Origin of the sequence: Mesorhizobium kowhaii, assembly GCF_003253745.1 — a bacterium.
In the GTDB taxonomy this organism is placed as follows: domain Bacteria; phylum Pseudomonadota; class Alphaproteobacteria; order Rhizobiales; family Rhizobiaceae; genus Mesorhizobium; species Mesorhizobium kowhaii.
The window spans coordinates 665,975-679,576 of record NZ_MZXV01000032.1 but is presented as its reverse complement, the minus strand read 5'-3'; the positions used below and the strand labels follow the sequence as shown (position 1 = coordinate 679,576).

At 64.2% G+C, this 13,602-nt stretch carries 13 protein-coding genes; 3 read left to right on the top strand and 10 right to left on the bottom strand.

Going from position 1 to position 13,602, the window contains the following annotated elements; genetic code table 11:
• Positions 1-10: 10 nt before the first annotated feature.
• From B5V02_RS16095 to B5V02_RS16085, 3 genes are all read left to right on the top strand, one after another.
• A complete protein-coding gene (locus B5V02_RS16095; protein ID WP_111545437.1) occupies positions 11-1,549 on the top strand; it encodes a sugar ABC transporter ATP-binding protein in 1,539 nt (512 codons plus the stop codon).
• A 77-nt stretch (positions 1,550-1,626) separates the two neighbouring features.
• Positions 1,627-2,622: an ABC transporter permease gene (locus B5V02_RS16090; protein ID WP_111545098.1), complete on the top strand. Its 996-nt coding sequence runs from the start codon at positions 1,627-1,629 to the stop codon at positions 2,620-2,622.
• Between the two features lie 120 nt (positions 2,623-2,742).
• The gene (locus tag B5V02_RS16085; protein ID WP_111545097.1) at positions 2,743-3,642 is read left to right on the top strand and encodes an aldose 1-epimerase; all 900 of its coding nucleotides are present in this window, start codon (positions 2,743-2,745) and stop codon (positions 3,640-3,642) included.
• 23 nt (positions 3,643-3,665) lie between these two features.
• Here B5V02_RS16085 and B5V02_RS16080 read toward each other — a convergent pair whose 3' ends face one another.
• From B5V02_RS16080 to B5V02_RS16035, 10 genes are all read right to left on the bottom strand, one after another.
• Positions 3,666-3,881, bottom strand: coding sequence for a hypothetical protein (locus B5V02_RS16080; protein ID WP_111545096.1), 216 nt, complete (start codon positions 3,879-3,881; stop codon positions 3,666-3,668).
• Complete coding sequence (locus tag B5V02_RS16075; protein WP_111545095.1) at positions 3,878-4,633, bottom strand: COG4280 domain-containing protein; 756 nt, start codon at positions 4,631-4,633, stop codon at positions 3,878-3,880. Before B5V02_RS16075 ends, B5V02_RS16080 begins: the two co-directional genes overlap by 4 nt.
• A 144-nt stretch (positions 4,634-4,777) precedes the next feature.
• Positions 4,778-5,407, bottom strand: a complete 630-nt coding sequence (phnN, locus tag B5V02_RS16070) for a phosphonate metabolism protein/1,5-bisphosphokinase (PRPP-forming) PhnN (RefSeq protein WP_167458510.1) — start codon at positions 5,405-5,407, stop codon at positions 4,778-4,780.
• Positions 5,404-6,558 (bottom strand): alpha-D-ribose 1-methylphosphonate 5-triphosphate diphosphatase, encoded by a 1,155-nt coding sequence (locus B5V02_RS16065; RefSeq protein ID WP_111545094.1) that lies wholly within the window; start codon positions 6,556-6,558, stop codon positions 5,404-5,406. The genes phnN and B5V02_RS16065 overlap by 4 nt, the downstream gene beginning before the upstream one ends.
• A 49-nt stretch (positions 6,559-6,607) precedes the next feature.
• Positions 6,608-7,315: a DUF1045 domain-containing protein gene (locus B5V02_RS16060; RefSeq protein ID WP_111545093.1), complete on the bottom strand. Its 708-nt coding sequence runs from the start codon at positions 7,313-7,315 to the stop codon at positions 6,608-6,610.
• 254 nt (positions 7,316-7,569) lie between these two features.
• A complete protein-coding gene (iolB, locus tag B5V02_RS16055; RefSeq protein WP_111545092.1) occupies positions 7,570-8,382 on the bottom strand; it encodes a 5-deoxy-glucuronate isomerase in 813 nt (270 codons plus the stop codon).
• Between the two features lie 5 nt (positions 8,383-8,387).
• Positions 8,388-8,606 (bottom strand): DUF3329 domain-containing protein, encoded by a 219-nt coding sequence (locus tag B5V02_RS16050; RefSeq protein WP_111545091.1) that lies wholly within the window; start codon positions 8,604-8,606, stop codon positions 8,388-8,390.
• Positions 8,607-8,685: 79 nt separating this feature from the next.
• Positions 8,686-9,603 carry a myo-inosose-2 dehydratase gene (iolE, locus tag B5V02_RS16045; RefSeq protein ID WP_111545090.1) on the bottom strand — a complete coding sequence of 306 codons (918 nt, stop codon included), beginning with the start codon at positions 9,601-9,603 and terminating at the stop codon, positions 8,686-8,688.
• Positions 9,604-9,673: 70 nt separating this feature from the next.
• Positions 9,674-11,524, bottom strand: coding sequence for a 3D-(3,5/4)-trihydroxycyclohexane-1,2-dione acylhydrolase (decyclizing) (iolD, locus tag B5V02_RS16040; protein ID WP_111545089.1), 1,851 nt, complete (start codon positions 11,522-11,524; stop codon positions 9,674-9,676).
• A 35-nt stretch (positions 11,525-11,559) separates the two neighbouring features.
• Positions 11,560-13,494, bottom strand: a complete 1,935-nt coding sequence (locus B5V02_RS16035) for a bifunctional 5-dehydro-2-deoxygluconokinase/5-dehydro-2-deoxyphosphogluconate aldolase (RefSeq protein ID WP_111545088.1) — start codon at positions 13,492-13,494, stop codon at positions 11,560-11,562.
• Positions 13,495-13,602 lie beyond the last annotated feature (108 nt).

Below are 13,602 nucleotides of genomic sequence, written 5' to 3'. Positions count from 1 at the left end.
GTCAGGCATGATGAATTATTCCGACACATCCATAACGGCGTCCACCCCGTTCCTCAGCCTCGAGAACGTGCGCAAGACCTATCCGGGCGTCGTGGCGCTCGATGGCTTCTCCATGGAGGTCAGGCCGGGCGAGGTCATCGGCCTCGTAGGCGAGAACGGCGCTGGCAAATCGACATTGATGAAAATCCTCGGCGGCGTCACCACGCCCGACACCGGTACCGTCACCGTCGACGGCATCGCGCATGATGGGCTCACCGTCGAAGCCAGTCTCGGTTCCGGCATCGCCTTCGTCCACCAGGAACTCAACCTGTTCGAAAATCTCGACGTTGCCGCCAACATCTTCTTCGGCCGCGAGCCGCTGCGCGCCGGCCCGCTGAAACTCGTCGACCGCGCCCGGCTGCGCACCATGGTGGCGCCGCTGCTGAAGCGCGTCGGCGCCAATTTCTCCGCCGACACGCCTGTCGCCGCCTTGTCGCTGGCCCAGCAGCAGATGGTCGAGATCGCCAAGGCGCTGTCGATCAAGGCGCGGCTGGTCATCCTCGACGAGCCGACATCGAGCCTGCCGCTCGCCGAAACCGACAAATTGCTCGATGTCATCAAGGCGCTGAAGGCTGACGGCATCAGCGTCATCTTTATTTCGCACCGCCTGCATGAGGTCGAGCGCGTCGCCGACCGCGTCGTGGTGCTGCGGGACGGCATGCTTGCCGGCACGCTGCAGAAAAGCGCCATCAACCACGACCAGATGGTCAAGCTGATGATCGGCCGCATGCTGAAGGAGCGCGAGAAAGCCTCAGAGGCGGCGCGCGCGCCAGGTGCCATCGCCCTGTCGGCCAAGGCCGTCCGCACCCCTGCCTATCCCGGCCGGCCGGTCGATCTCGACGTCAGGCGCGGCGAAATCCTCGGTCTTGCCGGGCTTGTCGGCTCCGGCCGCACCGAGCTGGCACGGGTGTTTTTCGGCATCGACAGCAGCCTTGGCGGCGCGCTCGAACTCGGCGGCAAGCCGCTTGTTCTGGGCTCGGCGGCGGATGCCGTCGCGCAAGGCATCTTTCTCGTGCCAGAGGATCGCAAGCTGACCGGCATCCTGCTCGACCTGTCGATCGCCCAGAACATCTCGCTGCCCAATTTGCCGGCGCATGCACGGCGCTCGCTGGTTTCGGCAAGTGCCGAGACCGCCACCGCCGAGAAGCAGAAGACCAATCTCGGCATCAGGGCGCCCTCGGTGCAGACGCGCACCGGCACGCTGTCGGGCGGCAACCAGCAGAAGGTCGTGCTCGGCAAGTGGCTGGCCATGAACCCGAAGGTGATGATCCTCGACGAGCCGACGCGCGGTATCGACATCGGCGCCAAGGCGGAAATCTACGGGCTGATGCGGGCGCTGGCTGACGCCGGCGTCGCCGTGCTGATGATCTCCAGCGACATGGAAGAGGTGATCGGCGTGTCCGACCGCATTGCCGTCATGCATGAGGGCCAGATCTCCGGCATTCTCGACAAGGACCAGTTCAGCCAGGAAAACGTGCTGCTGCTGGCGGTGGGCAAGCAGCCGCAATAGTTTTTTTGTTCTGCCGTAGCCCCGGTCGCGGGAAACACTTTGTAGAACCTGTTCAAGCAGGCGTTTGGGAGAAGACGATGAGCAAGAAAGATCTCGGCCTGCTGATCCTGATCCTGGTGGTCGGTACCATCGTGGCGATCATCAATCCGCGCTTTCTTTTGCCGATCAATCTCGCCAACACCTCGAACCTGATCGGCCTGTTCGGCATCCTGTCGATCGGCCAGGCCTTCGTCATCATCACCGGCGGCATCGAATTGTCGGTCGGTTCGGTGGTCGCGTTGCTGGGAACGCTGTTCATCGACTTCATCGCCGTGCGCGATCTGGACTGGCCTCTGGCCTTCGTGCTGATCATCGCGCTCGGCGCCATCATCGGCCTGGTGCATGGCTGGCTGATCACCCGGCTCAAGCTGCAGCCCTTCGTCGTCACGCTGTGCGGCCTGCTGATCTATCGCGGCGTCGCCCGCTTCTACACCGCCGACGGCACCGCCGGTTTCGCCTTCGGCCAGAATTTTCCTGAGCTGGAATTCCTCACGGCCGGCCGCTCCTGGGGCGTGCCGAACAGCTTCATCGCGCTGGTCGTCATCGCCATCGTCATGTGGGTGGTGCTGCACCGCTCGGTGTTCGGCCGCTATCTCTACGCCATCGGCAAGAACGAGGAGGCGGCGAAATATTCCGGCATCCGCACCGGCCGTGTCGTCATGGCCGCCTATGTCATCTGCGGTGTGCTGACGGCGCTGTCGGCGATCTATTTTGCCATGTACACGCGCTCGATCTCGCCGGCCAGCCATGGCCAGTTCTACGAGCTTTATGCCATTGCCGCGGCGGTGCTCGGCGGCTTCTCGCTGCGCGGCGGCGAGGGCTCGCTGATCGGCGTCATCCTCGGCACGGTGCTGCTGCAGGAACTGCAGAACCTCGTCAATCTGCTCGGCATTCCGTCCTCCCTCAACTTCGCGGTGATGGGCGGCGTCATCCTCATCGGCGTGCTGGTCGACCAGCAATGGGGCGTGTTCCGGGCACGGCGGCTGATGGTCGATGCCGCTCGCAAGAACGTGGCCGGTGCGGCCGCGGAATAACCGCCAGCCCCGACACAACTGTATCGATGAAATGATTGCGGCCGCGGTGTTCTTCTGCGATCCACTGAACACGCACGTCGGGCCAAATGCCCGATATCGATGGGGGATGGATGGCAGGCGATGGGTGTAATTCCTGAACCGTTGACGCTCAACGCAGGAGCGCTTGAGGTCGACCTCGTGCCGCGAATTGGCGGCAGTATGGGCGCGCTGCGCTGGCGCGGCATCGATCTCATGCGCCGGCTTTCCGATGACGATCGCGAAGCGGGCAACGTGCTCGGCGTGGCCATGTTCCCGATGATGCCCTACGCCAACCGCATCGCTGGAAATGCCTTCGACTTCGCAGCGAAGCGCTGGCAGGTCCAGCCGAACAATCCACCCGAAACAGTCAACCTGCATGGCAGTGGCTGGAAACACGCCTGGACCGTCGCCCAGGCGGGCCACGCCCAGGCAACGCTGTCGCTGGATATCGCAGCCGGCGTCGAACCCTACTCCTATCACGCGACGCAGGCTTTCGTGGTGTCCGAAGAAGGGCTCAGCGTGACCATGACGCTGGCCAATACGGGGCCAGTTTGCATGCCGTTCGGTTTTGGCCTGCATCCCTGGTTCGATCGCGACCCGGACGTCACATTGCAGTTCGAAGCCACGCGATTCTATCTGGAAGAACCGCAAAACATCGCGGGCGATCCGATCACGCTTGCACCCGAACTCGACTTCGCCGACGGCCGGCCTTTACCCGCCGGCTGGCGCAACAACGATTATGGCGGCTGGACGGGTGAGGCGACGCTTCGCTTTCCGGCGCGCGGCGCAGGATTGCGCATCAAGGCCGACCCCGTCTTCAAGCACCTGATGCTGTACGCCGACGCGACGAAGCCCTATTTCTGCGTCGAACCGCAGACCAATGCCTCCGGCGCTTTCAACCGGGGCGGATGGAACGATCCGGACGAGGGCATCATCGTGCTCGCCCCAGGCGAAACTGTCACTGGCACCGTGTCGCTGATGCCCTTTGCGCTTGGAGCTTAAAAGCAGCCGCGCCAGCGCCAGCACTACCGATTGGTCCCGCGTGCGGCGCGGCGAACGCTTTGCAACAGGATGGCGAGGCAGCCCAGCAACAGCAGGGCGCCGCCGAGAAGCGGCGGCAGCGCCAGCAGCTTCACCGCCGCCGCGACAACAGCCACCAGGACCAGCGCCAGCAGCGCCAGACTGCCGTCATCGACGAACATGCCGAAGAATTCCTTGGCCGCGACCCGAATGACGTTCATCGGGCGAGCCCTCCAGTGAGTGTGGGGTAGGCACCGCGCAACCAGCGCACCATGGCAAACGACGCCAGCGCAACGATGGCGAAGATGGCGAACAAGGCGAGATCGGCGCCCGGCCAGTCGGCGCCGATGCCTTCGCCGGTCCAGAAGATGCCGAAGCTGGTCAGCATCAGCCCGACGACGAATTTGAGCGCATTTTCCGGCACGCGCGCCAGCGGCCGGTGGACCGCCAGGCCGATAAGCATCACCAGGACGAACGCCGCCAGCGCGCCCAGGCTGGCGTAAAGCGTCTGCCGATGTGCTGCGCCGACGGCAATGACGATAAACACCACCTCGACGCCCTCGAGCAGCACCGCCTTGAACGATGTCAGCCCGGCGAGGTAGTCGGCGCGGCGGTCGTTGGCCTGCTGGTGCAAGGCAGCGGTCTCCTTGGAGAAGGCCGCCTCCTCGTCATGCAGGGCGATGACGCCGACGCTGCGCAGGATGGCCTTTCGCAGCCAGCGCATGCCGAACAGGATCAGCAGCACCCCGACGACGAACTGCAGCGTGGTGATGGGTACGAGTGCCAGCAGCGGGCCGAACGCCAGCACCAGTGCCGCCAGCACCGCCAGCGCCAGTGCGGCGCCGGTCAGTGCCGGGCGCCAGCTGCGCGTCACCCCGACAGCGAGCACGATGGTGAAGGCCTCGACGACCTCGACGAAGGACGCCAGAAATGCCGCCGTGACCGTCGAAAGGATGGGTGTCAGCGTCTGCATGAAGGCTTCCTGTATTGTCTCGTTTGACCATGATCTTTTGGAAGATCATTTCCACGTCCCGGATCGCGGTCCAGAATCATGATGCGGTCAGCACCACACAGCGCTCCGGCGTCAGCGAAAAAGCAAATGAAGCGCCAATTGGCTCTAAATCAAGCCCGACATGTCCGAAAAGGCCATCGCCTTGCGCAGCACCTCGGCGAAACGCTCGCCGGCCGCCTCACGCGGGCCGCTGTTGTCGATCGAGGTGACATCAGGTCCGGACAAGGTCACATTGGCGCTGCGCGCCAGTCGCGCCAGCACCTCGCCGCGTGACTCGCGGCCGCGCATCGCCAGCCGCTCGGCCAGCACGTCCGGCGAGGCGGTAATCTCGACGATCGCCAGATTGGCATAGCGCTCGCGCAGGACCGGGATGATCGCACGCGACACGTTCGCCACCGCGACACGGCCATTGGCGACCGACCAGTCGACATCGGCCGGGATGCCATAACGCAAGCCATGCGCCTCCCAGGAGATGGCGAAGGCGCCATCGGCTTCGGCTTCGACGAAGGCGGCGTCGGCCAGCGTGTCGTGATCCTCGCTCGCGGCATCGCTCGGCCTGGTGATGACGCGGCGAACGAACTCCAGCCGGGTCTCGTCGGCAAAACGGGCGCGGGCATAGCCGATCACCGTATCCTTGCCGGCGCCGCTTGGGCCGACGACGGCGACGAAGACGCCGTCGCGGATCGGAAACGTCTCGGCGGACAATTCACGCTCGATCAACGCCGACACCATCATGCGACCCGGCGTCCCTGCCGCCAGACCGTGCGCACGACCGGAACATGGTCGTCGACACGCACGCGCACCAGATCGGCGCGGCGGCCCTGCTCGATGATGCCGCGGTCGGTCAGGCCAACTGCTTCGGCCGGGTTCTTCGAGACCATGGCGACCGCCTGCGGCAGCGAAATGCCTTCGACAACGTCGCCGAGGAAGAACGCAGACTGGATCAGGCTGAAAGGAATATAGTCGGACGACAAGATGTCGAGCAGCCCGTCTCTGGCCAGCGTGCGGGCCGAGACATTGCCCGAATGAGAGGCGCCGCGCATGACGTTGGGAGCACCCATCAACACGCCGAGCCCGGCCTGTTTCGAGGCCCTGGCGGCTTCCTCCGTGGTCGGGAACTCGGCGACGCGCACGCCTTGTTCGATCGCCTCGTCGACATGGCCAACGGTGGCGTCGTCATGGCTGGCCAGCACGATGCCGCGCTCATGGCAGGCGGCAGCGATCACCGCACGGTTCGGTCTCGAATTCTCGGCCGATTCCCCCATCCGCTTTTCGCAGAAAAGCTTGAAGTCGCGGTCGGTCAATTTCAGCTTGCGCTGGTAGTAATAGGCATAGGTCTCGAGATTGACGAACTGGCGCTGGCCGGGCGCGTGGTCCATCAGCGATGCCAGCTTGACCCGCTCGTCGCCGTCGAAATTGGCGAAGGCCTTGAGGCAGTCCGGCGCCGAAACCTCGCACCGCAGATGGATGAAATGGTCGGCCCGCAGACGATCCTGCTGGACACTGTCCTCGATCGCGTCGGTCAGCTTGCGGATATCGTCCGATGTCAGGTCGGCGTCCTCGTCCATGCCAACGCGCAGGGCATCGAGCACGGTGGTGATGCCGGCGGTCGCCACTTGCGCGTCATGGGCGAGCACGGCGGCGATCGGGTTCCAGCGCACCTTCGGCCGCGGCGCGTAATGGCCTTCGAGATGGTCGGTGTGGAGTTCGACCAGCCCGGGAATGATGTAGTCGCCGCCCATGTCCTCGCCGGCCATGTTCCCGCCGGTGTGGCCGGTGCCGGCATCGATGCCGGCGATAAAGCCGTCGCGTAGCACCAGCGAACCCTCGACGATCTCGTCGGCAAGCACGATGCGCGCGTTGGTCAGAACAGTTTCGGCGGTCATTTCAGGCAGTCCTTGCTTATTCCGGTTGGGGTTGTTCCGGCAGGGTTATTCAGGCAGTTTTTCTGGCAGGGCGGCGCCCGAGCGCGCGATGGGACAGCACCATGAACGGTGCGCCCGGCTCGGTTTCGACAAACAGCGTCAGCGCATCCACCAGCACCGGCTGTTGCAGCACCTCCGCGAACAGGCTGTCGATTGCTAGGCGAAGACGAGGGCTTTCCTGTGGCCCCGCCCGGCCGGACAGCGTCATGTGGAAGCGAAAGGTCTCGAAGACATAGGGATAGCCCCATTGGCAGAGATTGCGGAATTCGGCCGGCTTCAGCGAATCCGGGCTGCGCCGCTCGATCTCCGCCTCGGTCAACGGCGCGCGAAACCGGTCGAAGCCGAGCACGACATCATCGGCGAAGCGGTTGAGCGGAGGCAGCGGTCCTTCCGGCACCAGCGCAAAGAAGCTGTCGATCTGGCTGAGGACAAGGCGCGGGATCGTCACCACCGGCGTTGCTTCGGCAAAATGGTCGAGCGCGGCGCGCAGCGAGGCCTCCGTCTCGTTGGCAGCCAGCCTGAAGGGGGCTTTCAGCGTCGCGTGAAAACCGTAGCGCCGCGCCGAAGCAGTGTGGAAGGCGACTTCCGCCGCCGACAGATCAGCCACTGCCTCCACCGGCCTAGTCGCGGCACCAAACGGGTCGCGGCCCAGCCAGTTGGCGGCGATCCGCGCCAGCGGCTCGTCCTGCCGGGGGGTGAAATAGATGGCGTAGCGCATGAGAAGTCCTCGTTAAAGCGCGCCGCGTTTGAAGAGATGGTGCGACGCGCTTTAAGTCTTTGTTTTTCGCATGTCGTCATCCCAAAACCGCTGCACACTTTTGGGCGACATGCACTGGCCCCGTTGCCATAGGTGATTTCCATGACGGATTGACGAAGCTTTGAAGGGTTTTCGAAGGCAAATCGACCCAGGCGGTCCTTAGCCGACGATTTTTCCAAGCTGGACCAATAGCTTCATCCGAAAGGCATGACCGATTAGGCTTTCATCAACCATTCGTGCTCGGGCGCGTTGTGGAATTTCCACGTTCGCTTCGGTCCGGCCATCACGTTGAGATAATAGAGGTCATAGCCATGGCAGGCGGCGCAGGGATGATAACCCTTGGGCACCAGCACGACATCGCCATCCTCGATCGCCATGGCTTCGTCCAGCGCCCGGTGGCCGTTCTTGTCGGCGTCGGTGTAGACGCGCTGGAAGGCAAAGCCCTGCGGCGGGTTGAGGCGATGATAATAGGTTTCCTCGAGATAGGATTCGGCCGGCAGATTGTCCTGGTCGTGCTTGTGCGGCGGGTAGCTCGACGTGTGACCGCCGGGCGTGATGACCTCGACCACCAGCAGTGAATCGGCCGGCTTGCCTTCCGGCAGGATGTTGGTGACGTAGCGCGTGTTGGTGCCCTTGCCGCGCACCTCCTGGCCGAGATCGTCGGGTCTGATCACGCGCACCGCCAGACCGCCGCCGAGGCCTGGCGCCGAGCAGGCCGCGAGTTCCAGCTCGGTGTCTGCCGTAACCGACCAGTCCGATCCCTCGGGCACATAGACCGACCAGGGTTTGCCTTCGAAGGGCGACATGCGCTCACCGAGCAGGCCGAGGTCCTTGCCGCCCGCCGTCGCGTTGCCCTTGCCAGTGACGAACACCAGACAGACCTCGCGATCGTCCGTCTTTCCCGAGGCGCTTTCGCCGGGCTTCAGCCGATGCAGGTCGAAACCGACATAGGTCCAGCCTGCGATTTGCGGCGTCACATGGGCGACGCGGCCATGGCCCTTGTCGGCCTTCACCAGCAGTTTCGACATCCGGGTTACTCCTTCGGTTCGGCCTCGGTCGTTGCCTTGCTCTCGTCGGCCGGTTTGTAGAGATAGAAGAACTGCCAGACGGCGTAGCCGGCGAAGCCGAGCGCGATCACGCCCCAGAACGGCGTGCCGGTGGCGAATTCGATGATCGACCAGATGACGCAGACGGCGACGACAGCGACGCGCCGCCACAAAGGCCGGAAGAATGGGTGCTCGGAATCTTTCATCCGGTCAACCTACAGCAACCCGGCTTCGCCGAGAACCAGCGCGTCAGGCATTGGCAAAGCCCTGGGTATTGGGGAAGCCCTAGGCATTGGGGAAACCTTGTGTCTCGACCGTATAGCCGGCCGCCGTCATCACCCGCATCAGTTCCTTGTGGCCGACCTCAGCCATCTTGAGCGGCGGGTTCTTTTTCGGATCCTGCTCGGCTTCGACCACGAACCAGCCCTCATAGCCATGGTCGGCGAACCGCTGCACGATGGCACCGAAATCCAGCGAGCCGTCACCCGGCACCGTAAAGGCGCCCAGCGCCACGGCGTCGAGGAAGGACTGCTTGCTGCGATCGAGCTTGTCGATCACGCCCATGCGCACGTCCTTCACATGCACATGGCTGATGCGCGCGTGGTGTTTGTCGATGGCGCGCAGGACATCGCCGCCGGCAAAGGCCAGATGTCCGGCATCGAGCAGCAGCGGAATGCCGGCTCCGGAATAATGCATGAAGGCATCGAGCTCCGGCTCGGTCTCGACCACCGCCGCCATGTGGTGATGATAGGAAAGCGGCATGCCTTGTTCCGCGCACCATTCGCCGAACTCGGTGAGGCGTTTCGCATAGGCCTTCATCTCGTCGTCCGACAGCTTCGGCTTGGTGGCGAGCGGCTTCGAACGGTCGCCCTGGATCGAGCGGCCGACCTCGCCATAGACGATGCAAGGCGCGTTCACCGCCTTGAACAGATCGATCATCGGCTGGATGCGATCCTTGTTGTCAGCCATCTCCCCATCGACCAGCGTGCCCGAGAACCAGCCGCCGCACAGCGTCACGTCGGCCTTTTTGAGGATCGGCAGCATGACATCGGGATCGTTGGGAAACCGCCGGCCCATCTCCATGCCGGTGAAACCGGCCGAGCGCGACTGGCGCAAACACTCTTCCAGCGACACGTCATCGCTGAGTTCCGCAAGATCGTCGTTCCACCACGCAATGGGGGACATGCCCAGTTTGGCTTTCAAGTCGTCACTCCAGTTTCAGGCCATTCGGACCGGGTTCGCCCGGTCATTTCAATTCAAGGCAGAGTTGGCATCAATCGCCAATGGTTTGCATCTGCCGCTTCTCGTCATAGGCCTTGCGCGCCGCATTCACTTGGGCTCGCGCCGAGACCTCCGGCACCGCGACATCCCACCAATGGCCACCGGCGTCGGTCGAAACCAGCGGATCGGTGTCGATGACCAGCACGGTGGTGCGGTTGTTCTTCCTTGCCTTTTCCAGGGCATTTTCCAGCCCGGCGATCGACGGTACTTTCTCGGCAATCGCCCCCATGCTCGCCGCATGCGCGGCGAAGTCGATATCGGGCAGGATCTCGTGGCGCGAGTCCTTCAGGAGATTGTTGAAGTTGGCGCCACCGGTCGCCATCTGCAGCCGGTTGATGCAGCCATAACCGCGGTTGTCGAGCAGCACGATGGTCAGCTTGAGGCCGAGCATCACCGAGGTGGCGATCTCGGAATTCAGCATCAGATAGGAGCCGTCGCCGATCATGACGACGACCTCCTCGTTTGGCTTCGCCATCTTGGCGCCGAGCCCGCCGGCGATCTCGTAGCCCATGGTCGAGAAGCCGTATTCGGCGTGGTAGGAGCCGGGCGCGCCTGCTTGCCAGAGCTTGTGCAATTCGCCGGGCAGGCCGCCGGCGGCATGCAGCAGCGTCACGCCGGATCCCAGCGCGCGCTGCACGGCGCCGATCACTTGGGCGTCGGAAGGATAGGCGGCGTTGGTCGACGCCGTCACCTTGGCCGCCTCGGCCTGCCAGGCCTTCTTGCCGGTGGCCGCATTGTTGGTCCAGCTTGCCGGTGCTTTCCAGCCCTTCAGCGCCGCGCCGAGTTCGGCGAGCCCCTCGGCCGCATCGGCGACCAGTGGCAGCGCCCTGTGCTTGCCGGCGTCGAAAGGCTGCACGTTGAGCCCAATGATGGTCTTGCCGGAATTCTTGAACAGCGCCCACGAGCCGGTGGTGAAATCCTGCAGCCGCGTACCGATGGCCAGCACGACATCGGCTTCTTCGGCCAGCCGGTTGGCGGCCGAGGTGCCGGTGACTCCGACCGCCGCCATGTTGAGCGGATGGTCGTCCGGCAGCGAGGATTTGCCGCCTTGCGTCTCGCAGACCGGAACGCCGGCGCCCTGTACGAATTTCGCCAGCTCATCCGAGGCCTGCGAATAAAGCACGCCGCCGCCGGCGATCACCAGCGGCTTTTTCGCCCCCTTGAGCGCCGCCACCGCGGCGGCAAGCTCGTGGCGGTCCGGGCGCGGCCGGCGCTGGTGCCAGACGCGCTCGGCAAAGAAGCTCTCGGGATAGTCATAGGCTTCGGCCTGCACGTCCTGGCACAGCGACAGCGTCACCGGGCCGCAATCGGCCGGATCGGTCAGCACCTGCATCGCGCGGTTCAGCGCCGGGATGATCTGTTCGGGCCGCGTGATGCGGTCGAAGTACCGAGACACCGGACGGAAGCAGTCATTGACCGTAGCGGTGCCGTCGGAGAAATCCTCCGCCTGCTGCAGCACCGGATCGGGGATGCGGTTGGCGAAGACATCGCCGGGCAGAAACAGCACCGGCAGCCGATTGACGTGAGCCAATGCCGCCGCCGTCACCATGTTGAGCGCGCCGGGGCCGATCGACGAAGTCGCGGCCATGAAACGGCGGCGGAAATTGGCCTTGGCATAGGCGATCGCCGCATGCGCCATCGCCTGTTCGTTGTGGGCGCGGAAGGTCGGCAGTTCGTCGCGCACCTGATAGAGTGCTTCGCCGATGCCCGCGACATTGCCGTGGCCGAAGATCGCCCAGACGCCGCCGAAGATCGGCATGGTCTTGCCGTCGATCTGGGTCATCTGCTTGCTGAGAAAGCGGGTCAGCGCCTGCGCCATCGTCAGGCGGATTGTCTTGCTCATGGTATTTTCCTCCGCAGTCCTTATGCCGCGCCTTCTTATGCTGCTTTGCGGCCGCGCGCGGCAAGCCACGCTTCGGTCAGCTGTTCGAAGCGCGACGCCATGTCGGCGATCGCCTCGTCATCCGACATCTTGCCGGCCAGCCATTGTTCGGCCGCGTGGACGAAGATGGTGCGGCCGACGGCAAACCCCTTGACGATGGGCGCCTTGGCGGTCGCGGCAAAAGCCGCTTCCAGCTCGTCCTGCGGCGCTTCCAGGCCAAGCAGCACGACGCCCCGGCACCACGGATCGTGCTTCAGGATCACCGCTTCGATCTTGGCCCACGCCGCTGCCGAAGCCTGCGGTTCGAGCTTCCACCAGTCGGGCTTGATGCCGAGCGCATAGAGTTCCTCCAGCGCGCGTGGGATCGTCGTGTCGTCGAGCTTGCCATGCTTGCCGGCGATGATCTCGACGAGAAGTTCTCGGCCTACTTTCCGCGCGGCCTCGAACAGCGCGCGCAGCTTTTGCTGCTGCTCTTCCTTCAAGGCCGCCGGATCGTCGGGGTGATAGAAGCACAGGCACTTGATGCAGTGGTCGACCGGCCATTCGACGAGTTGCGAGCCGATGTCCTGCGAGAACTCGAAACGCAGCGGCCGCGATCCCGGCAATTCGACTGGCCGCCCGAGCCAGGCGAAGGGATGGCGGGCGAATTCGAACATCGCCTCGCGGCCATGCTTCTCGTCGATCAGCATGCCGTAGCCGTCGCGGCCGGCGGCAACCTTCGCCGCCGCCTTGACCGCCAGAACCTTGAAATCGCGGATGCGTGCGGGATCAGCACCGGCCTTCGCCGCCACATCCTCGAGCTGGATGCGATGGTCGCAGGCGAGCGCCATCAGCGAGGGCACGTCGCGGCGACGAGTGGTCGCCCAATGGATGTGGTTGATCGCCTCGTCCTTGCGCAAGGCGAGATGCTTGCTGCCGTTCTTGAGGAAGAACTGCAATTCCTCGAAGGTCGGATATTCCGGCGCGCAGAGCAGCCGCGACACGGCGAAGGCGCCGCAGGCATTGGCCCAGGTCGCCGCCGTCGCATGGTCTTCCCCACCCAGCCAGCCGCGCAGGAAGCCGGACATGAAGGCGTCGCCGGCGCCGAGAACATTGTAGATTTCGATCGGAAAACCCTTGCCGACGACGCCGTCTTCCAGATCGTCGCTGATCGGCCCGTCATAGACGATGCAGCCCATGGCGCCGCGCTTTAGAACGATGGTCGCCGAAGACAGCGAGCGGATCGTCTTCAGCGCGCTCAGGCAATCGTCGGCACCCGACGCGATCATGATCTCTTCTTCGGTGCCGACGATCAGGTCGCAATCGGGCAGCACCGTCTTCAACTGGGCCGAGACCCGGTCCGATTTGACATAGCGCTCGAACCCTTCGGCATGGCCGGCGAGACCCCACAGATTCGGCCGATAGTCGATGTCGAACACCACCTTGCCGCCCTTGGCCTTGATGATGCGGATCGCCTTGCGCTGGGCGGCATCGCTGTTGGGGCGGGAAAAATGCGTGCCGGTGACGACGATGGCGCGCGCCGAGGCGACGAAGGCTTCGTCGACGTCTTCCGGCGCCAGCGCCATGTCGGCGCAGTCCGAGCGGTAGAAGATCATCGGCGAAACGCCTTCATCCTCGACCGACAGCAGCACCAGCGCGGTCAGTCTCTCCTTGTCGGTTTTCAGCCCGTCGACGCAAACGCCTTCGCGCTTAAGCTGTTCGCGGATGAAGCGGCCCATCTGCTCGTCGCCGACGCGGGTGAGCAGCGCCGAGCGCAGGCCGAGCCTCGCCGTGCCGACCGAAATGTTGGCCGGGCAGCCGCCGACCGACTTGGCAAACGAGGTGATGTCCTCCAGCCGCGAGCCGATCTGCTGGCCGTAAAGGTCGACGGAAGCACGACCGATGGTGATGACGTCGAGCGGCGCCTGTTTCGCGTCCACGGCTTCGCTCATTGGAACCTCCCGTCGGCCTTGTTGTTTTGGGGTACACGCGCGAGCGGCAGCGTGGCGCCGGGAATATGAAATAATAATTCCAATCCATAGTCAATATGGAATGAGCGT

Bases quoted from the DNA above. Each gene is read 5' to 3' on its own strand.
- B5V02_RS16095 (WP_111545437.1), top strand. From the start codon at position 11: ATGAATTATTCCGACACATCCATAACGGCGTCCACCCCGTTCCTCAGC.
- B5V02_RS16090 (WP_111545098.1), top strand. From the start codon at position 1,627: ATGAGCAAGAAAGATCTCGGCCTGCTGATCCTGATCCTGGTGGTCGGT.
- B5V02_RS16085 (WP_111545097.1), top strand. From the start codon at position 2,743: ATGGGTGTAATTCCTGAACCGTTGACGCTCAACGCAGGAGCGCTTGAG.
- B5V02_RS16080 (WP_111545096.1), bottom strand. From the start codon at position 3,881: ATGAACGTCATTCGGGTCGCGGCCAAGGAATTCTTCGGCATGTTCGTC.
- B5V02_RS16075 (WP_111545095.1), bottom strand. From the start codon at position 4,633: ATGCAGACGCTGACACCCATCCTTTCGACGGTCACGGCGGCATTTCTG.
- phnN (WP_167458510.1), bottom strand. From the start codon at position 5,407: ATGATGGTGTCGGCGTTGATCGAGCGTGAATTGTCCGCCGAGACGTTT.
- B5V02_RS16065 (WP_111545094.1), bottom strand. From the start codon at position 6,558: ATGACCGCCGAAACTGTTCTGACCAACGCGCGCATCGTGCTTGCCGAC.
- B5V02_RS16060 (WP_111545093.1), bottom strand. From the start codon at position 7,315: ATGCGCTACGCCATCTATTTCACCCCCCGGCAGGACGAGCCGCTGGCG.
- iolB (WP_111545092.1), bottom strand. From the start codon at position 8,382: ATGTCGAAACTGCTGGTGAAGGCCGACAAGGGCCATGGCCGCGTCGCC.
- B5V02_RS16050 (WP_111545091.1), bottom strand. From the start codon at position 8,606: ATGAAAGATTCCGAGCACCCATTCTTCCGGCCTTTGTGGCGGCGCGTC.
- iolD (WP_111545089.1), bottom strand. From the start codon at position 11,524: ATGAGCAAGACAATCCGCCTGACGATGGCGCAGGCGCTGACCCGCTTT.
- B5V02_RS16035 (WP_111545088.1), bottom strand. From the start codon at position 13,494: ATGAGCGAAGCCGTGGACGCGAAACAGGCGCCGCTCGACGTCATCACC.